The 18,710-nt window shown below is 37.8% G+C and carries 16 protein-coding genes and 4 tRNA genes; 10 read left to right on the top strand and 10 right to left on the bottom strand.

Annotated features, from left to right (window positions below; all coding sequences use genetic code 11):
* Positions 1-90 precede the first annotated feature (90 nt).
* Genes AC6H4V_RS00410 through AC6H4V_RS00420 form a run of 3 tightly spaced genes read left to right on the top strand, consistent with a single transcriptional unit; the run spans position 91 to position 2,326 of the window.
* Positions 91-1,359 (top strand): hypothetical protein, encoded by a 1,269-nt coding sequence (locus AC6H4V_RS00410; RefSeq protein ID WP_497607053.1) that lies wholly within the window; start codon positions 91-93, stop codon positions 1,357-1,359.
* Positions 1,356-1,571, top strand: a complete 216-nt coding sequence (locus tag AC6H4V_RS00415; RefSeq protein WP_497607054.1) for a hypothetical protein — start codon at positions 1,356-1,358, stop codon at positions 1,569-1,571. Before AC6H4V_RS00410 ends, AC6H4V_RS00415 begins: the two co-directional genes overlap by 4 nt.
* Positions 1,571-2,326, top strand: coding sequence for an SET domain-containing protein-lysine N-methyltransferase (locus AC6H4V_RS00420; protein ID WP_497607055.1), 756 nt, complete (start codon positions 1,571-1,573; stop codon positions 2,324-2,326). Before AC6H4V_RS00415 ends, AC6H4V_RS00420 begins: the two co-directional genes overlap by 1 nt.
* Before the next feature lie 48 nt (positions 2,327-2,374).
* On the opposite strand, the gene AC6H4V_RS00425 is transcribed toward AC6H4V_RS00420, so the two are convergent.
* From AC6H4V_RS00425 to AC6H4V_RS00455, 7 genes are all read right to left on the bottom strand, one after another.
* Entirely contained in the window at positions 2,375-3,577 is a 1,203-nt protein-coding gene (locus AC6H4V_RS00425; protein WP_497607026.1) for an IS256 family transposase, read from the bottom strand.
* Positions 3,578-3,635: 58 nt separating this feature from the next.
* Positions 3,636-4,361, bottom strand: a complete 726-nt coding sequence (locus AC6H4V_RS00430) for a class I SAM-dependent methyltransferase (RefSeq protein WP_497607056.1) — start codon at positions 4,359-4,361, stop codon at positions 3,636-3,638.
* Positions 4,362-4,532: 171 nt separating this feature from the next.
* A complete protein-coding gene (locus AC6H4V_RS00435; RefSeq protein ID WP_497607057.1) occupies positions 4,533-5,021 on the bottom strand; it encodes a hypothetical protein in 489 nt (162 codons plus the stop codon).
* A gap of 328 nt (positions 5,022-5,349) precedes the next feature.
* Positions 5,350-5,438, bottom strand: a tRNA-Ser gene (locus AC6H4V_RS00440).
* 33 nt (positions 5,439-5,471) lie between these two features.
* Positions 5,472-5,545: transfer RNA gene (locus tag AC6H4V_RS00445), tRNA-Cys, on the bottom strand.
* Positions 5,546-5,569: 24 nt separating this feature from the next.
* Positions 5,570-5,656, bottom strand: a tRNA-Leu gene (locus tag AC6H4V_RS00450).
* Between the two features lie 49 nt (positions 5,657-5,705).
* Positions 5,706-5,780: transfer RNA gene (locus AC6H4V_RS00455), tRNA-Gly, on the bottom strand.
* Positions 5,781-5,920: 140 nt separating this feature from the next.
* On the opposite strand from AC6H4V_RS00455, the gene ilvD reads away from it, so the two are divergent.
* The 4 genes from ilvD to AC6H4V_RS00475 all read left to right on the top strand — a co-directional run bounded on the left by ilvD (position 5,921) and on the right by AC6H4V_RS00475 (position 11,948).
* Positions 5,921-7,606 carry a dihydroxy-acid dehydratase gene (gene ilvD, locus AC6H4V_RS00460; RefSeq protein ID WP_497607058.1) on the top strand — a complete coding sequence of 562 codons (1,686 nt, stop codon included), beginning with the start codon at positions 5,921-5,923 and terminating at the stop codon, positions 7,604-7,606.
* A 13-nt stretch (positions 7,607-7,619) separates the two neighbouring features.
* A complete protein-coding gene (thrS, locus tag AC6H4V_RS00465) occupies positions 7,620-9,428 on the top strand; it encodes a threonine--tRNA ligase (RefSeq protein ID WP_497607059.1) in 1,809 nt (602 codons plus the stop codon).
* A 23-nt stretch (positions 9,429-9,451) separates the two neighbouring features.
* The gene (infC, locus tag AC6H4V_RS00470; RefSeq protein ID WP_428728951.1) at positions 9,452-9,943 is read left to right on the top strand and encodes a translation initiation factor IF-3; all 492 of its coding nucleotides are present in this window, start codon (positions 9,452-9,454) and stop codon (positions 9,941-9,943) included.
* An 85-nt stretch (positions 9,944-10,028) separates the two neighbouring features.
* Positions 10,029-11,948, top strand: coding sequence for a glycoside hydrolase family 17 protein (locus AC6H4V_RS00475; protein WP_497607060.1), 1,920 nt, complete (start codon positions 10,029-10,031; stop codon positions 11,946-11,948).
* Here AC6H4V_RS00475 and AC6H4V_RS00480 read toward each other — a convergent pair.
* Positions 11,926-13,689 carry an ABC transporter ATP-binding protein gene (locus AC6H4V_RS00480; protein WP_497607939.1) on the bottom strand — a complete coding sequence of 588 codons (1,764 nt, stop codon included), beginning with the start codon at positions 13,687-13,689 and terminating at the stop codon, positions 11,926-11,928. The genes AC6H4V_RS00475 and AC6H4V_RS00480 overlap by 23 nt on opposite strands.
* A gap of 20 nt (positions 13,690-13,709) precedes the next feature.
* A complete protein-coding gene (locus tag AC6H4V_RS00485; protein ID WP_497607061.1) occupies positions 13,710-15,026 on the bottom strand; it encodes an MFS transporter in 1,317 nt (438 codons plus the stop codon).
* 109 nt (positions 15,027-15,135) lie between these two features.
* On the opposite strand from AC6H4V_RS00485, the gene rdgB reads away from it, so the two are divergent.
* Positions 15,136-15,723 (top strand): RdgB/HAM1 family non-canonical purine NTP pyrophosphatase, encoded by a 588-nt coding sequence (gene rdgB, locus AC6H4V_RS00490; protein WP_497607062.1) that lies wholly within the window; start codon positions 15,136-15,138, stop codon positions 15,721-15,723.
* Here rdgB and AC6H4V_RS00495 read toward each other — a convergent pair.
* Positions 15,720-16,490, bottom strand: coding sequence for an undecaprenyl-diphosphate phosphatase (locus AC6H4V_RS00495; RefSeq protein ID WP_497607063.1), 771 nt, complete (start codon positions 16,488-16,490; stop codon positions 15,720-15,722). The genes rdgB and AC6H4V_RS00495 overlap by 4 nt on opposite strands.
* A gap of 255 nt (positions 16,491-16,745) precedes the next feature.
* Here AC6H4V_RS00495 and AC6H4V_RS00500 point away from each other — a divergent pair, with 255 nt between their 5' ends.
* Both AC6H4V_RS00500 and AC6H4V_RS00505 read left to right on the top strand, forming a co-directional pair.
* Positions 16,746-17,861 (top strand): pyridoxal-phosphate-dependent aminotransferase family protein, encoded by a 1,116-nt coding sequence (locus AC6H4V_RS00500; protein WP_497607064.1) that lies wholly within the window; start codon positions 16,746-16,748, stop codon positions 17,859-17,861.
* Positions 17,858-18,706 carry an ATP phosphoribosyltransferase regulatory subunit gene (locus tag AC6H4V_RS00505; protein WP_497607065.1) on the top strand — a complete coding sequence of 283 codons (849 nt, stop codon included), beginning with the start codon at positions 17,858-17,860 and terminating at the stop codon, positions 18,704-18,706. Before AC6H4V_RS00500 ends, AC6H4V_RS00505 begins: the two co-directional genes overlap by 4 nt.
* Positions 18,707-18,710 lie beyond the last annotated feature (4 nt).

Here is an 18,710-nt window from a genome sequence, read left to right on the forward strand (position 1 = left end):
CGTAGTTCTTAAGATGATTTTTGATTTTTGTGTTAGAATGACAAAAATAATTAATAGACATATTAATTAGCAGAAGAGAGAGAGAGTTTATTGAAAAATATTAAGATTGTTTTGTTATCTCCAGTAGTATTTGACCAGCATAATAATGATTTAGTTGAAAAAGTGATACTTAAATTAGATGAAAACAATACTGCAAAATTATTTTCTAGTAATGAATGGGAAAATCTAGACGGTGAAGATGGATATTTAAAGAATGTGAATGGTGAAATTGATATTAGGGATGCTATTTCAAAAGAAAGAAATTTAAATCCTCAAATGTATAAAAACTTTATTAATCCATTGAATACAAAATATAAAGACTATGCATTAAATATTAATACCAACTTGATTGTAAATGAAAAACATAAGTTTCTTATGTTATTTGAATTTACTTTTACGAATTTAACATTTGATAATTGTGATGAGTTTGTAAAAGAAATAATGAATAATAGAAACTTATTTATGGTGACTGATAGTATGGAGTATTATAATACGATAAAAGCTAAGTCAATGAATATTATAAATGAAATTATTGAAAAAATTTTAAATAGCAGTTCTTCCTTAATAAGTGAAAAGAATTTTACTATTGATTCAAGTTATCCATTAATTTTTATTAATGGGTTTAATAAGAATGACAACTTGTTGAATTTATTTTCTTATGAGGAAGATAGCCAACAGAGAAATACTTCTGCTTTAATTACTGAAGATTATGATAATTCTTTTGTGCATATTGGATGGAATTATGGTGTAGTTAAAGACTTACCAAAGAATGTAAGCCAAAAATATTTATGCATGCTTATATTTTTGCAATTAAATTACTATCTATTAAGATTTTACAAAAACTATTTTCAAAAAAGAATACAAAATTTGTCAAATCAAAATTCATTCGATGAAAAAGAAATAAAAGATTTTGATAGATTGAAAATTTTATATCATAAAGAATATTTGGGGTATAAGACATATAAATCAGGTTTATTTCCTAAATATTATAAAGAATTCACTAATATAGAAATTTTGTGGCATATGGAAGAAGATATAAGTTTTATAGAAAAAACATTTGAGGTTCAAAATGAATATATTAATAAACATTTTCAACTCGAGACAGATAAAAAAAATAGAAATTTGAATTATGGTATATCTATAATAGGATTAATCCAGATATTTGCTATTTATGGTATATTTAACGATTATGTATCGTTAAAAAAAGACCCTGTATATATGAGCTATTTAAATTATGCAACTATATCAATAGAAGTCATAATAGCTGGTGTTGCTGGAATCTTTGCAGTTTTATATATTAGAACAAAGGTGAAAAAGTGAGAAAAAAATATTTTGTAGAACTCTATTATTATAAGTCAGGTATGGAAGACTTTGGTTTTAAGGATGAACCGAATTTGGATTATTATAAAGCTGAAACTAAAATGGCACAAGTTGTTTCAAGCTCTTGGGATGAAGCAAAAAAAAAATTATTAGTTGATTTCCCTGATGTTGCATATATGCTTGTGCATGAGACAAGAAGTATTGATATTTAATGATAGATAAAAATAATTTTTTTATTAATTTTTTAGGGCAAAATAAAAATAAAAAAATATTAATAGGAATAGATGATTCAGTTGATATGAATAAAATAAATTTATTTTTGAGTTTATTCAAAGATATTGAATATGATTTAATAATATATAGTTCGGATAAATCATTAGAAGAAAAATTAAAGAATTCTAATCAAACTGTTATTGTAGTTTTAAGTAACAAAAATATTGGAATACAAGAAGTGAAAAATGATACAAGACTTTTTTTATTTCAAGTTTCTAAGAATCAATGTATTAATATTAATATATTGGGGTATATCGAAATAGTTTATTTTAATATCTTTATTGATAGTTTTTTTTTATCAAAAAGTTATATTAAATACAAGTCTTTAAATGATAGTTTATTCTTAAATATCAGTGCTTTTAATGGATTTGGATTATTTACGCATAATAAAATTATTAAAGATCAAAAACTTTTTTCTTTGTATGGCGAGATTGTTAGTAAGGAATTTTTAAATAATAAGAATTTTTTTGGTGAATGGAATGCATTAGCAGATGATAAATTTTTAGTAAGAAAAGATAGAACATCTTATGGATTTATAAACCATTCAAGAAAACCAAACTGCAAAATAAATATTGACACAAATGATATTATTGCTATTAGAAATATTGAAAAAGATGAAGAGATATTACTTGATTATAGAAACGAACCTTTGCCAAAAGAATATATTAATGGATTTGGAAAAACTTATTTGTAGGTAGTGTTCAAGATTCTGTGTCAGCATCGAGTAATTCCTAAAATTGTATCATAAGTTTAAAGCGTTATCAAGCCGTCCCTCAAAGTGGATGGCTAATTGAGAGATTGTCAAGCTCCAGTTTCTAATGGGCATAGTCCACTTTTTTTGGGCATTTTGAATCCCCATATAAAGCAGCTTGAGTAAGCTATCATCATTGGGAAAAGCGCCTTTAGTTTTTGTAAGCGTTCTGAATTGACGATGGACTGACTCAATGATATTGGTTGTGTAAATAACTCTGCGTATATCCTCTGGGTACTGAAAGTACACAGATAAATTCTCCCATTTATTTCTCCAAGATTGAAAAACGATAGGGTATTTTTTACCCCATTTTTCTTCCAATTTATCAAGCTCAAATTCTGCTTCTTCTTTTGTAAAAGCTTGATAAACGTCTTTGAGTTCTTTTGCGAATTGTTTTTGATTGGCAGAACCAACATACTTGAGGCTGTTACGTATTTGATGGACGATGCAGAGTTGCACTTGTGTATCTGGAAATACCGAGTTTATGGCTTCTGGAAAGCCTTTTAAACCATCTACCGAAGCTATAAGAATATCTTTAATTCCTCGGTTTTGCAAGTCGGTAAGTACCTGTAGCCAGAACTTAGCGCCTTCACTTTCATTGAGATATAAACCAAGCACCTCTTTTTTGCCGTCAACTCTGACGCCTAGCACTGTGTAAAATGCTTTTGAGATATAGCGACCGTCTTCTTTGACTTTGTAGTGAATGGCATCTAAAAAAATAAAGGGATAAACAGCCTCCAAGGGTCTTGTTTTCCATTCTTGAAGCATAGGAATAATCTTGTCGGTTACCGCACTTATGGTGGCTTTAGAGAAGCCTACGCAGTAAAAATCTTCAATATGTTTGGCTATCTGAGAATAGCTGTTGCCAAGTGCAAACAGTGAAAGAATCTTCTCTTCGATTTCACTCGTCATACTAGTTTGATTCTTCTTTACGATTTCAGGCTCAAAGCTGCCGTTGCGGTCTCTTGGAACATCAAGCTCGAAAGTTCCATGATCACTTTTCATAGTTTTTGAGCTATAGCCATTTTTTCGGTTTCTTTGGAGGTCAGCAGAGAGATGAGAGTCTATCTCAGCTGCAAGTGCAGCTTCGGTGAGCTGTTTTATAAGTGAGCCTAATGCTCCATCTGAACCGCCAATGCTTTTGCCGGCTTTTATATCACGAGCAAATTGCTCTACATCTATTTCTATCTTCATATCTGCGTCCTTGGGTATTTGTTATTTTACCCGATTGACACAGAATTCTGAACGGTCCCTATTTGTAAGCTTCTATAAATATAATTTCATCTTCCATAATATAAGTATTTGAATTATAATTATTTTTTAGTTCTTCAATACCATCACTAATCTCTTCGTCACTAAATACACTCAAATCAGACATAAACCTTGCTCGGAGCATAGCATGCCATTCTTCTTCTGGCAATTCAAAGGTAAAGCTTTCAACTGAAACTTTGACATTAAAGCCAATGCTTTTTAATTCATTCACAATGAGGTCGTAGTGAGGTTGATTTTTATAGAATTCATCTTTTGCTTTTTGAAATAGAGGAAACTTGATATTTTGAGGTCTTGTATATATTAAAACTACACCATCATCTTCTATTGTATTAAATATATCATTCCATAATTTTTTTCTATTATCAATGTGGTGAATAACTTCTTTAAATAATATTTTAGAGTATTTGTATTTTAGGTTATTAATAAAGTAAAATGCATCAGAACATATTGTTTCAAAATTAGGATATTGTTTGGCTATATCGCACATACTTTTTTCTGGTTCCACACAGTATGCTTTATTGGGATTAAATTGATTAGTTATCATACTGGTAAATATTCCAGTTCCTCCACCTATATCTACAAAAATATCACTACTATTAAGTTTTAAATAATTACCTATTTTTTCAACAGCCCAGCTTTTATAGTTGTCAGAGAATTTCCACACTTTGTTAAAGTTTTGTGCTATTTCCTTGTAATGTTCATTCATAATTGTTAACCCGTAACTTACTCAATTTTTTATATTGTAACATTGTTTTTTATGCATGGCAACATATATGCGTCGTTAAATCAATATGCTATAGTTAAAAACTTCTTGTATTACATAAGTGTGGTCATTTAAGATTTGATATAATAATTACTACACTGTTTCATTCTAAACTTAATTTATGTTAATAAACTTATAAGAAATTGTATATCCATTACCAATTTCTAGATTACCATCTTCGCCTGAAATTGTCGAAAAAGTTTTTTTAAACTCATTTTGTTTTGGAGAAATATTAATACATTCACTGTTGTCATATGCTTTACGAATTTTTTCATCATATTCAGTTACGGTATATACTTTAACCGTGCAGGAAAGTGAATTATCGACAACAGGTTGACAAAGTAGTGTAAAGGTATTATCAGCATTCAGAATCTTATTTGTTATAGTTTTTTGCATAGAGCTATCATTCTTTTCACATGTATAATTTAAATATGCATTATCACGCCCTCTTAAAATATGATGTGTTTCTTTCGGATCATTGATAAAATATTCGGAGGTTATCAGATTATTACCATTTGTTATTTTATATGAAAACTTATAGTTAAGTTCACTTGCATTAGACATAGCAAAGATAAGAGGTAAGAGTAAAGTTGTTTTCAACATTTTTATCCTTTTGTAAACAATTATTGTTTAATTGAATACGGATACCATAATAACATATTTTGAGTAAAGTAACGCGCCAATTTAAACTGCAACCAATTTCACATAAAAATCACAATAATCTGACAAACTAGACCGGCGAGTTGCCCAGAATCTCAAACAGCGCTCCCATCGAATGATTACATTTTTATAGAGACAAAACTGCGACTAAAATTGTTCTAAAAGTAAAAAAATATTGGAATAGTGAATAGATAGAATAAAGTTATTGATATAAGAATTAGTTATGAAAAATGTCTGAAAGTGTCGTGTTAAAGGGGGTTGTGTAAAAATGTGGTGGACCCTCAGAGATTCGAACTCTGGGAGGTATAACCCTCGCCGGTTTTCAAGACCGGTGCTATCGACCAACTCAGCCAAAGATCCACGTTTGTAAAAAAAGAAGTTACTATAAAATTCTGGAGGTGCCACCCAGATTTGAACTGGGGATAGCAGCTTTGCAGGCTGCGGCCTTACCACTTGGCGATGGCACCAGTTTCAACCGATTTTTATAATAGTGGTGCCCGAAGCCGGACTTGAACCGGCACACCCTTACGAGCGAGGGATTTTAAATCCCTTGTGTCTACCGATTTCACCACCCGGGCTTTGGGTTTTTTTTATCTTTAAAGATATCGGATATTTTTAAATATTTTATGGAGCGGGAAACGAGGTTCGAACTCGCGACCCCAACCTTGGCAAGGTTGTGCTCTACCACTGAGCTATTCCCGCATTTTGTGTACTTAATTTTTTAAGTGAGCGGAATTATAGCCACTTTATTTTCGTTTGTAAAGAGTTTTTACAAAAAAATTGAAAAAAATGCTATAATCTCGCTATTAATAGAAGAAAACAGCTATATATGAAGGATTTTTATGAGAAGTGATACTATAAAAAAAGGTTTTGACAAGGCACCGCATCGTTCATTGCTTCGTGCGACAGGGTTAAAGGATGAAGATTTTGACAAGCCTTTTATCGGGATAGCAAACAGTTATATCGACATTATCCCTGGGCATTTCTTTTTACATGAGTATGGAGAAATCGTAAAAGAGGCGATTCGTGAAGCGGGCGGCGTGCCGTTTGTGTTTAACACTATTGGAGTTGATGACGGTATCGCTATGGGGCATGACGGTATGCTTTATTCTCTTCCTTCTCGTGAAATTATCGCTGATTCTATTGAAACGGTTATGAATGCACACAAACTTGATGCGCTTATCTGTATCCCAAACTGTGACAAAATCGTCCCTGGGATGATTATGGGTGCGCTTCGTGTCAATGTTCCGACTGTTTTTGTTTCAGGCGGTCCGATGCCGGCAGGGCATAAAAAGGATGGTACGCCGATAGATTTGTCCACGGCATTTGAGGCGGTTGGACAGTTTAATGAGGGGACGATAAGTCAAGAAGAGCTTTATGATATTGAGTGTAACGCATGTCCGAGTGGGGGAAGCTGTTCTGGTATGTTTACTGCAAACTCCATGAACACGCTTTGTGAAGCGATGGGGATAGCACTTCCGGGGAATGGAACTATTTTGGCGATGACTCCTGCAAGAATCGAGCTTGTAAAAAAAGCGGCAAAGAGAATCGTGGAGATGGCTAAAGCGGACGATGTAAAGTACAACCTCAAAAATGTTCTTAATGAAAAAGCGGTTCACAACGCATTTGTTGTAGATATGGCGATGGGTGGAAGCTCAAATACGGTTCTTCACATGTTGGCTATCGCAAGAGAAGCGGGTGTTGACTTCCCAATCGAAAAAATCAACACAATTGCTGACAATGTAGCGCATATTGCAAAGATTTCTCCGTCATTAACAACTGTTCATATGGATGACATCAACCGTGCTGGCGGCGTAAATGCGGTTATGAAAGAGGTTAGCCGTAGAGGCGGACTTCTTCATCTTGAGAACCCGACCGTAACGGGAGAAACACTTGGCGAGAGAATCAAAGATGCTAAAATCTTAGATGAGAGTATCATCCATACAAATGAAAATGCTTACTCACAAGTCGGCGGATTGTCTATCCTTTTTGGAAATTTGGCGTTAGAGGGCGCGGTTGTCAAAACGGCTGGAATCGAAGCCAACATGAGACAGTTTAAAGGAACTGCAATCTGCTTTAACTCTCAGCCAGAAGCGATTACTGGCATCATGTCACATAAAGTAAAAGCCGGAAATGTTGTTGTCATCCGCTATGAGGGTCCAAAGGGCGGTCCTGGTATGCAAGAGATGTTAGCTCCGACTGCACTTATTCAGGGGATGGGGCTTGGCGATAGTGTGGCTCTTATAACTGATGGTCGTTTTTCAGGCGCTACAAAGGGTGCAAGTATCGGACATATCTCTCCTGAAGCGGCAGAGGGCGGCTTGATAGCACTTGTGGAAGATGGCGATGAGATAGAGCTTGATGTCGATAAGCACATCTTAAAGCTCAATGTCAGCGATGAAGAGATAGCAAAAAGAAGAGCAAACTATAAGCCGCACAAAAATGATGTAAAGTCAAAATGGCTCAAACGCTACCAACTTTTAGTTTCAAACGCTTCAAACGGTGCGATACTAAAGACAGAGATATAAAAAGGAGACCATTTTGAACGCAATAGCAATAAAACACAACGGCGAAATCATAGACATACAGACTGCAAAAGAGCTTGGATTTGAGGGGGAGCAGATTCATCTTGACAACTCGGAAGAGTCGTTAAATGTTTTGAGACACTCAACCGCACATCTTATGGCTCAAGCCATCAAGTCGCTCTATCCGGACGCAAAATTTTTCGTCGGTCCAAATGTAAAAGAGGGCTTTTACTATGACTTTAAAACTTCAAGCGAGATAGGCGAGGGCGACCTCAAAACTATCGAGCAGGAGATGCTAAACATCGCTAAAAAGAAGTATGCGATAGAGAAGTATGAGATCTCTATGGATGAAGCAAAAGAGAAGTTCAAAGATGATCATCTCAAACTTTTTGTAATGCAAAGAATCCCGAGCGACACGGTTTCTATCTATAAGCAGGGAGATTTTGAAGACCTCTGCCGTGGACCACACTTGCCAAATGTCGGGTTGATTCGCTACTTTAAACTCACTAAAATAGCGGGTGCATACCTTGGCGGAGACTCCAAAAATGAGATGCTGACACGCATATACGGTATCGCATTTGCCGACAAAGAGGCACTCAAAGCCTATCTTGATATGATGGCAGAGGCTGAAAAACGAGACCACCGTAAACTTGGTGCCGAGATGAAGATGTTTACTTTCCGTGAAGAGGTCGGAGCGGGCTTTCCTATCTGGCTTCCGGCGGGCGGGAGACTTCGTGCGAGACTTGAGTCGCTTCTATTTAAGGCACACCGCAAACGAGGTTATGAGCCTGTTCGTGGTCCTGAGATGCTTAGAAGTGACTTGTGGAAAGTTTCGGGTCACTACCAAAACTATGGCGAAAATATGTACTTTACAAACATAGATGAGTTAGAGTTTGGCGTAAAACCTATGAACTGCGTGGGACATATCAAGATATATGAAGAGGATTTGCACTCATACAGAGACCTTCCGCTCAAATATTTTGAGTACGGCGTAGTGCATCGTCATGAGATGACGGGTGCGCTTCATGGACTTTTCCGTGTCCGTGAGTTTACGCAAGACGATGCGCATATCTTTTGTAGAGCAGACCAAATAGAGGAGCAAATCATAGAAGTTGTCGATTTTGTCGATAGAATCATGACAACTTTTGGATTTGACTACAAAATGATGCTCTCTACAAGACCAGAAAAAGCGGTTGGAAGTGATGAGGTGTGGGAAGTTTCTACACGTTCACTTAAAAATGCGATGGAGAAAAACAACCTTGTTTATGAAGTAGATGAGGGAGGCGGAGCGTTTTACGGTCCAAAAATCGACATCAAAATCACTGACGCAATCGGGCGTGAGTGGCAGTGTGGTACGATTCAGCTTGATTTTAACCTGCCTAGCAGATTTGAGCTTGAGTACAACGGCGAGAACAATGACAAAATTCAGCCAGTTATGATTCATAGAGCAATTTTAGGTTCGTTTGAGCGTTTTATTGGTATATTAACAGAGCATTACGCTGGAGAGTTTCCAATGTTTATCGCTCCGACTCAAGTTGCAATCATTCCGATAGCTTCTGCGCATAACGATTATGCTAAGGAGTTGGCGGATAAATTGATAGATTTAGGAGCAGATAGCGAAATCTACTCTAAAAATGACTCTTTGAACAAAAGAATCAGAACAGCGGAAAAAACAAGAGTTCCTATGCTTATAGTATTGGGAGACGAAGAGGTTGCTTCTCGAAGTGTTGCGATTCGTGACAGAAGAACAAGAGAGCAGTACAATCTAAGTGAGAGTGAATTTCTCTCCCTTATAAAAACTAAAATAAATGAGGTAAATTTTTGAGCAAAAAAACAGACCGTGTCATAATGAATGACGATATCCGTGTACCAGAGGTACGTTGCAATATTGATGGAGCAGAGTCTTTAGGAATTATTTCTACTGACGTGGCTATGGAAAAAGCAAATGAGTTAGGCTTAGATTTGGTTCTTATAGCCCCTGATGCAAAACCCCCTGTTGCTAAAATTATGAACTACGGAAAGTTTAAGTATCAAGAAGAGAAAAAACTCAAAGAGCAGAAGAAAAACCAGACTAAGATTGATGTCAAAGAGATTAAGCTCTCGGTTAAGATTGCCGAAAATGACATCAACTACAAAGTAAAGCATGCAAGAGAGTTCATAGAAGAGGGCAAACATGTCCGTTTCCGTGTCTTTTTAAAAGGGCGCGAGATGGCGAACCCCGATGCGGCAAAAGATGTTCTTTTGAAAGTTTGGTCGATGATGGAAGATGTTGCAGTTATGGATAAAGAGCCTAAGTTTGAGGGTCGTTACTATAACATGTATGTCTTTCCTCAAAAATAACACAACAGAGCTCTCTTAGAGCTCTCTTCACAAACCATCCATTCACACTCCCATACAATTTTTTAGAACATAACAAGGATACAAAGTGATAAAAAAAATAGCAGCAGTTTTTACTAGTATCGTGGCTGTAGTACTTTTTTGGTATTTGGCGGGAGAGGTGTTTATCCTAAAAGATAGCAAAAACTCTTTTGATAAACTCGAATGCGTCTCTTATGCTCCTTTTGGCAAAGATGACTCCCCCTTTTCGCTCGCTAAAGGGATGGCTGTCTCAGAGGAGCTGGTGCGTAACGATTTAAAACTCCTTTCAAAATATACCACTTGCATCAGAACATATTCAACTATCGGCTTGGAGATAGTACCAAAGATAGCCAGAGAAAATGGTCTTGAGATGTATATGGGTGCATGGGTGAGCAGTGACAAAGCGATGACGCAAAAAGAGGTAACCACACTCATAAAACTTGCAAAAGAGAATCAGGATATCGTAAAAGGCGTGATTGTGGGCAATGAAGTACTGCTTCGTGGCGATGCGACAGAGGCGGTGTTGTCAGGGTATATCAAGCAGGTAAAAGAGGCACTCCCAAATACGGAGGTTACATACGCCGATGTATGGGAGTACTGGGTAAAACATCCGCAAATTAAAGACATCACTGACTTTGTAACGATTCACATCTTGCCGTACTGGGAAGATGACCCGATGAATATCGACCAATCTATCGGACATTTGGCAGATGTGCGCGGAGAAGTTGCCGCTCTTTTACCAAACAAAAAGATTCTTATAGGCGAAACAGGTTGGCCATCAGAGGGCAGAGCAAGAGAAGATGCGCTTCCAAGTAAAATAAATCAAGCACTCTTTGTGCGTGAGTTTGTTGCATTGGCGCAAAAAAATGGGTGGAACTACAATATCATAGAAGCGTTTGATCAACCGTGGAAAAGAGTAAGCGAGGGCGCAGTCGGCGGCTTTTGGGGGCTTTTTGACAAAGATAGAGTAGATAAGCATGTTTTTGGCGGGGATGTTTCTAATTTTGTAAATTATAAGCTTTTGGCTCTCTGCTCCGTTACGCTTATCGTGCTTTTTTCAATGTTGCTTAAAAATGCGCAAATCAGGACGAGAGAGATAATCTTATTTAGCGTACTCAATACGTTATTTGCAGTTTTATTTACGCTTCAACTGGAGCAGTATAGCGTTACGGCAAGAACTCTTTGGGAGTTTTTATGGGCGTTCTTAGTCATGTCGGTGCATGCGCTGATATACTATTTTACTCTTGCATATATCGCATTTGATAGAAAAGTAGAAGTTGTAGCATTTAGAGAAATTTTTACGAAAAAAATCAAAGGTCCGGACGCCTCATTGACACTTCTTTTTTATGCTACGTCACTTTTAATAACTATTATTACTATCTCTTTGGCGTTTGATGGAAGATACAGAAACTTTGAAATTTATGCTTTTTCTATCTCTTTCATCTCGTTTTTATGGCTTTATAGAGGGGTCTATGGCGAACTTGCATTTGGATTGTTTGAGAAAGTGCTTTTTGTAGTTTTGTCGGTAACGACGATTATGGTTTTTGTAAATGAAACGTATCTTAATCTTTTTTCAAACTTGTGGGTTGTGATCGCGTTTGGATTTGCTTTTTTACTCTTTAGCGGAAACAGGGGAGTTGCTTTTGGCAAGCTTAGCAAACTCTTTCTCTTCATACTCCTCTTTGGGACAATTTTTGCATTTTTTAAGCAGGGGTATATCTCAAATAACACTTTTGTTGCAGAGTGTGCGAGTATAAAGAAGTCTTTTTTATGTGATGCACGTGCATGGATGGCACACATGCTCTATCTAGGTTATTTTGGAGTTGTCGCGCTTTTTGGTGCGGTAATGGCGTACTTTACCCATGATAAAATTATTGCCTATGGTGCATTGGCACTGAGTGTGGGCGCGATAGTACTGCTTAACACAACACTGGGTGCAATTGCATTGTTACTTGTGTTGCTGGTTATTGCAAAGATAGAAGAGTAGCTTTATAGTGCCCCTCTTCATCTTGGAGTGCGGCATGCGTTCCTTGTTGCACAATCTTTCCGTTATCTAAAACATAGATAGTATCTGCATTTTTTACCGTGCTCAGCCTATGCGCAATGGTGATGACTGTTTTGTCTTGAAGCAGTGGCGCTATGGCTGCATAGAGCTTTGCTTCTGTATGGACATCTAGCGCAGAGGTGGACTCATCAAAGACAACTACGCTTGGATTGGCGATAATCATGCGTGCGATGCTCAGTCTTTGGCGCTGTCCGCCTGAGAGCCTTACTCCATGGTGCCCTACAATGGTATCAAGCCCTTGGCTCATAGTTTGAACCATCTCGCCAAGTTGGGCAATCTCTAAGGCTTTGTAAATAAGGGTGTCACTGATGCTCTCGTCTCCCATGGTGATGTTAAATCTAAGTGTTGCATTGAAGAGAATAGGCATCTGAAGCACTAAAAAGATTTTTTCACGTAGCGATTTTTTCTCAAGCGTCTCGATGTCAAGCCCATTGTATCGCAAGGTACCGCTTGTTTTTTCATAAAAACCACAAATGATTTGTGCCAATGTAGTTTTACCACTTCCACTTGCACCAATAAGTGCTATTTTGGAACCAGCGTTGATGTCAAGCGATATGTCTTGGAGTATCTGCTTCTCGTGCGAGTAGGAAAAAAAGAGATTTTTTAAAGAGATATTGACCTCATTTGCCTCTAGTTTTTTATCTCCACTTGCTTCTGTTTTGAGTAAAAATATCTTGTTGAGACGCTTCATAGCAGCCATTGCAGAGGTGTAGCTGTACTGCATAGAGAGCATATCTTGAACAGGCGTCATGATAAACCAGATATATCCAAACATCGCAAACATCATCCCGATACTCAAGTCACTATAAGCAACCAAAAGAAGTCCAGCGGCGCGCAAAAGCTCGAACATAGCCAAAAAGATGGTGTAAGAGAGACGTTCGTAAGCAGTGCTTTTGTACCCATACTCATTGGATTTAGCGCGAATCTCCTCTGCATCACTGATGGCATTGCCAAAAAAATAGCTCTCTTTGTTGCTCGCTTTTATCTGCCCAAAAAGTTCGAGAGTTTCGCTGATGTTGTTTTGAAAGGTTTCAATAGCTTGGTTCTCCTCTTTTTTTAAAAGACCCACTTTTTTAGACATTTGTCTGCTTAGAAGCATGATGAGAGGTTGTAAAACAAGAATCAAAACTCCTAAAATAGGGTCAATGGCAATCATAACAAGACCAACTGCGACCAAAGTGAGTAGTGAGGCGATAAAACGGCTCGCTCCTGTCATAATGAATGCATCGAGTGTGTTGACGTCGGTTATAAGGTTCGAAGAGATGGCACCACTGCCTAGCGTTTCATACGCATTCATAGAAGCACCTCTGAGATGCTCTATAAGCCAAGAACGTATTGTAAAAGTGACATGCTTTGCGATTTGGGTAAAGATTTTTGTCGTAATGATGCCTAGTAAGTAGTAGGCGAAGCGCAACAAAACGACAGCAAGAGTAACAAGGGCGATATAGTAAAAAGCAGTTGTCTCGCCTATAAAAGAGTTGATTGTTGCAACAATATAGGAGGGTTTTTGCATTAAAATCTCATCTACCATAAGAGGAAGCATAAGTGGTATGGGGATGCTCACTAAAATGGCAAGAAGTGTAACGATTTGCCCATAAATGAGGGAGGGCTTCTTCTGCAAGATAAGAGAGAGAAGAGTTTTGAGGCTGATTTGCTTGTTCATAGTATCAGCACTCAAAAGAGTTATTTGGAGATTTGCGCTACTAAATCATCTTTTTGGATGGCAAGAGAAGCATACTTGATGATAACTAGTTTCTCTGTATCGTTGATATACCATTCTGCGATGTGTGCATTTTCGAGATTTTGTAACTTGTGCATATCTACATCATCTTGTGGAAGATAGAGATGAGAGTATTTTGTCGGATTTTGAAGCTTGAGTGTCCACAAAAGCCAAACTCCTGCAACAGCAGCGATGGAGATACCAATCGTCTCTCTGTTGCTCATACCTAAGAGTAATCCTGCTGAAGTTCCTCCGATAAATGTTGCAAAGTAGGCAACAGAGTTCGCAATCCCAAGAGCTGCCCCTTTTTGATGTACTTTTGCAAACTTTGTTATCATCGACTGCACAAGCGGTTCCATCATGTTAAAAGCGATAAAGAAGAGGATAACACCTATAACAAAAAGAAGACTTGAAGTGCTTAGTCCCATGATCAAAAAGGATGCGATAAACAAAACGATAGAGAGTAAAAATATCTCTTTAGGCTTGTTGTGCTTTTCACCAAAAACAGCCGCGGGTCCCATAGCAGCGAGACCAAAGAGCATAGCAGGCAGATAGACCATGTAAAGATCAGACTTTTGCCACGAAAAAGCATCACTTGTAAGGATGATAGGGATAAGGACAAACGCGATAGTCATAAGCCCCTTTTGCATAGCGTTGATGATAATCATATTGAGAAGATTTGAGTCTCTTAAGATATCAGAAGTCTTTGTTGTTTTATGGTAAATATGCTTGATTTTGGGAGGAGTTGGTACTTTTGTAAAGAGCAAGATAATCGCTAAAACCGCAAAAACAGCTGTGAGGATAAAGAGAAACTCAACGCCATACTTTGCACCAAGAACTGGTCCAAGACCCATAGCAAGCGCAAAGCTCAGAGCGATAGAAGCACCCATGATAGCCATAGCCTTACCACGAATCTCTTCTGAAACCAAATCTGAAATCATAGCTGTGATAACAGAACCGATTGCTCCGGCACCTTGCAGAAAACGACCAAGCATCAACATATAGATGTCTGTGGAGTAAGCACAAATGATAGAGCCTACTAAAAAGATAAGAAGACCAAAGAGGAGCGTTGGTTTTCTCCCTATTTTGTCGCTCATTGAACCAAATGGGACTTGAAAAAGCGCTTGTGTGAGTGCATAACCACCCACTACGATGCCCACGAGAAGCGGTGTTGCGCCCTCAAGCTCAAGTGCATAAACAGAGATAACGGGGAGAACCAAAAAAAGACCTAAAAATCTCAGGGAGAGAATAGCAGAGAGGGGAAATACTTTTTTAAACATTGAGAACCTTGTTCTAGTATATAATTCGCAATTATATTAAAAAGATTGTTTACACAAACTTTGCCCATCAAAGAAGTGTATCTTTAAAGTAAATCATAAGGATAAGGAAATGCAACTCATTTTAGCAACCTCCAATAAGGGGAAAGTTAGGGAAATACAGGCGCTTTGTAAGGATTTTGAAGTTATCCCCTATAGTCAGCTTATGGAGGAGTTTGAGATAGTTGAGGATGGCAATAGTTTTAAAGAGAATGCGCTTATAAAAGCAAGGGCTGTTTTTAACGCATTAAAAAGAGATGATATCGTGGTTATGGCAGATGACAGCGGCATAAGCGTGGATGTGCTTGATGGTAGCCCGGGGATTTACAGCGCAAGACATGCAGGTAAAGATGCAAATGATAAGGATAATCTAAACAAGCTTATACAAGATATCAAGGCAAAAGGTGCGACTTCTTCGCCTGCCCACTACACTGCCGCTATTGCCATCGTGACAAAAAAAGGGGAGTATGTTGTACATGGTTGGATGTATGGAGAGGCGATTAGTGAGGCAAGAGGCGATAAAGGTTTTGGGTATGACCCTATGTTTATCCCGCTTGGATATGACAAAACTTTGGGTGAGTTGGATGATGATGTAAAAAAAGAGCTATCGCATCGTGCAAAAGCTCTCAAGCTGGCAAAAGTAGTTCTTCAAACGCTTTAGTTAAAAAAGAGCAGGAGTGCGACGCCAAAAATGATGCGATAGACACCAAAAGAGACAAATGTAAATCGCTCTAAAAACTTTAAAAAGAGTTTGATTGTTATGTAGGCGACTATAAATGAGGTAATAAATCCAACACCCAAAACCATCAGGTTTGCATCGCTGAAATCTTTATAATGTTTGAGCAAATCATACCCTGCAACCGCGCTCATAACAGGAAAAGCAAGCAAGAAACTAAACTCTGCACTTGTTTTTCTATCTATTCCGACAAGTAAAGCACCGATGATGGTAGCACCTGCCCTGCTTGTTCCTGGGATGAGTGCAAAAACCTGTGCAAAGCCTACTATCATGGACTGTTTGAGTGTTATCGCCTCGACATCGTGGGTTGTATGCGCATCCTCTTTAATGAAAAACTTCTCTACTATCAAAAACAATATACCGCCAACGATAAACATAACCGCAACAACCGTGATGTCAAAAAGAGCTTTTATTTGCGAAGAGAAGAGAAATCCAACCGCCCCTATAGGCAAAAAAGCTAAAAAAACTTTTGCCCATAAATCAACTTTTTGGAGTGTAAATTTGTCTCTATAGTTAAGTACAACCGCTAAGATGGCAGAAAACTGGATGATGACTTCATACGCTTTGTTTATTGCATTTTGCTCTAGTCCCAAAAATTCGCTAGCAACGATAAGATGCCCCGTTGAAGAGATAGGCAGAAACTCTGTAAACCCCTCGATAACGCCTAAAATAATGGAATCTGCAATAGTCATAAGAGCCTTTATGATAAAAATTTAACAAAATTCTACCATAAAACTAAAGAGCCAATTTAAGTTATTTGGATATAATGCGAGGTTTTGATTGATGTTACGCACTTTATGAGCAAAGCCCATAAAGTGGCAAGGACTAAAGTCCTTTGCAATCCCCTAAAGCTACGAAAAGTAAACTTTTCGAGAAATTCAGGGGTAATTATGCAAATAAAATGTGTAAAATCAGATTTTAAATTACAACTATTTAGGAATTTTCAGATGTTACTTTTTACCCCTGGTCCTACCCCTGTCCCGCAAAATGTTCGCAATGCAATGTCAGATGAGACGATGCACCACCGTACACCCGAATTTGAAGCTATCTTTGAAAAAACTAGAAAACATCTTTTTAACCTCTTTGGAAGCGATGAGGTTGTTATGCTTGCTTCAAGCGGTACTGGTGCGATGGAAGCGGCGGTTGTAAACCTTTGCCACAACACTCTTTTAAATGTAAACTCAGGAAAATTTGGCGAGAGATTTGGAAAAATCGCACTTGCTCATGGACTTAAAAATGTTACAATCAGCAACGAGTGGGATACTCCCGTAAGCGTTGAAGCAGTTGTAGAAGCGGTTGAAAACAACCCAGACATAGACGCTATCGCCGTGCAGATAAGTGAATCGGCAGGCGGACTTCGCCATCCTGTTGAAGCGATTGCAAAGGCGGTAAAAGAAGTCAATCCAAACATCATGATTATCGCTGATGGTATCACTGCTGTTGGGGTTGAGAAGATTGAGATTGCTAACATCGACTGTCTGATTGCGGGAAGCCAAAAAGCACTTATGCTTCCTCCGGGGCTTGCGATTTTGGGTCTTAGCAATGCTGCAATCGAGAAAATCGGCAAAGGCAGAGGTTACTACTTCAACCTTGCTACGGAGATAAAGTCTCAAAGAAAAAACACTACCGCATGGACGGCTGCTACGACTTTGACTATCGGGCTTTTGGAGATACTTGAGACTATCGAGAAAAATGGTGGTTTAGAGAAACTTTATGAAGAGACTGCAACAAGAGCAAATGCCGTTATCTCTGCACTTCAAGCGATAGGTCTCCATATCTATCCAAAAACTCCAGCACTCTCCATGACAACAGTTGATGATGAGAACGCATCACAAATCAGAAAAATCTTAAAAACTGACTTTGGCGTAAATGTTGCAGGCGGACAAGACCACCTTGAGGGCAAAATTTTCCGTATTAATCAGATGGGTTTAATCGCTCCTTATGAGATTTCATGGGTTGTCAACTCTGTCGAACTCGCTCTTGCTAAACTTGGAAGAAGAGCGTATGATGGGACTGCAAACAGAGTTTTCAATGAAAATTATTTTAAGTTGGCAGGTAAATGATACTAGAACACGAGATTCCTAGCGGTTCAAAACTCTACTTTGGCAAAAGCGCAAAGATAAAAAGAGAGATAGAAAAAGTCGCTAGCGATATTTTATACGCAAAAGGATTTGAGGAGATTGTCACTCCTATCTTCTCATATCATCAGCACAAAAGCATCGCTAATGAGCGTGAGCTTATCAAGGTAAATGACGAAAACAACAACTCTATCTCGCTAAGAGCCGATTCTACCATAGATGTTGTACGCATCATCGAGAAGAGACTAGGAAGAAACACCGAGCATAAAAAGTGGTTTTATATCCAGCCGGTTTTTCGCTATCCAACAGATGAGCAGTTTCAAATCGGTGTGGAGTTTATGGGAGAGAGTAAGTTATCATCGGTTTTAAATATTGCCATAGAAATTTTTGAAGCGCTTGAAGTGCGCCCGCTTATCCAAATCTCAAACATGATGATACCAAAGCTTTTAGTTGAGATGTTTGAGGGGTTAACTCTTGATGATTTTAGACATATAAATATTGAGAAGTTTTTAAATCTTAAGGTTGATTGGCTTGAAAAACTTGTCTATCTGCAACACCCGCAGCAAGTGGATGAACTACTTGAGATAGTTCCGCCTGCTATAAGAGCAGAGTTAGAGAAGATGAAGAGTTTGTGTGAAGCCATAGGGTGTCCAAACAGTGTTTTAGCACCTCTTTACTATGCAAAAATGCTCTACTATGATGAACTCTTTTTTAGAGTGATACAAAATAATGAGGTCTTTGCAAGAGGCGGAAGATATAAAAATGCAGAACTAAGTTCTGTAGGTTTTGCAATTTATACAGATGTGTTAGTAGAAACTAAAGCGAAATAGAGGA

Source organism: Sulfurimonas lacustris (genome assembly GCF_059705355.1).

Bases quoted from the DNA above. Each gene is read 5' to 3' on its own strand.
- AC6H4V_RS00500 (WP_497607064.1), top strand. From the start codon at position 16,746: ATGTTACTTTTTACCCCTGGTCCTACCCCTGTCCCGCAAAATGTTCGC.
- ilvD (WP_497607058.1), top strand. From the start codon at position 5,921: ATGAGAAGTGATACTATAAAAAAAGGTTTTGACAAGGCACCGCATCGT.
- AC6H4V_RS00425 (WP_497607026.1), bottom strand. From the start codon at position 3,577: ATGAAGATAGAAATAGATGTAGAGCAATTTGCTCGTGATATAAAAGCC.
- rdgB (WP_497607062.1), top strand. From the start codon at position 15,136: ATGCAACTCATTTTAGCAACCTCCAATAAGGGGAAAGTTAGGGAAATA.
- AC6H4V_RS00505 (WP_497607065.1), top strand. From the start codon at position 17,858: ATGATACTAGAACACGAGATTCCTAGCGGTTCAAAACTCTACTTTGGC.
- AC6H4V_RS00495 (WP_497607063.1), bottom strand. From the start codon at position 16,490: ATGACTATTGCAGATTCCATTATTTTAGGCGTTATCGAGGGGTTTACA.
- AC6H4V_RS00480 (WP_497607939.1), bottom strand. From the start codon at position 13,689: ATGAACAAGCAAATCAGCCTCAAAACTCTTCTCTCTCTTATCTTGCAG.
- AC6H4V_RS00485 (WP_497607061.1), bottom strand. From the start codon at position 15,026: ATGTTTAAAAAAGTATTTCCCCTCTCTGCTATTCTCTCCCTGAGATTT.
- infC (WP_428728951.1), top strand. From the start codon at position 9,452: ATGAATGACGATATCCGTGTACCAGAGGTACGTTGCAATATTGATGGA.
- AC6H4V_RS00430 (WP_497607056.1), bottom strand. From the start codon at position 4,361: ATGAATGAACATTACAAGGAAATAGCACAAAACTTTAACAAAGTGTGG.
- AC6H4V_RS00435 (WP_497607057.1), bottom strand. From the start codon at position 5,021: ATGTTGAAAACAACTTTACTCTTACCTCTTATCTTTGCTATGTCTAAT.
- AC6H4V_RS00420 (WP_497607055.1), top strand. From the start codon at position 1,571: ATGATAGATAAAAATAATTTTTTTATTAATTTTTTAGGGCAAAATAAA.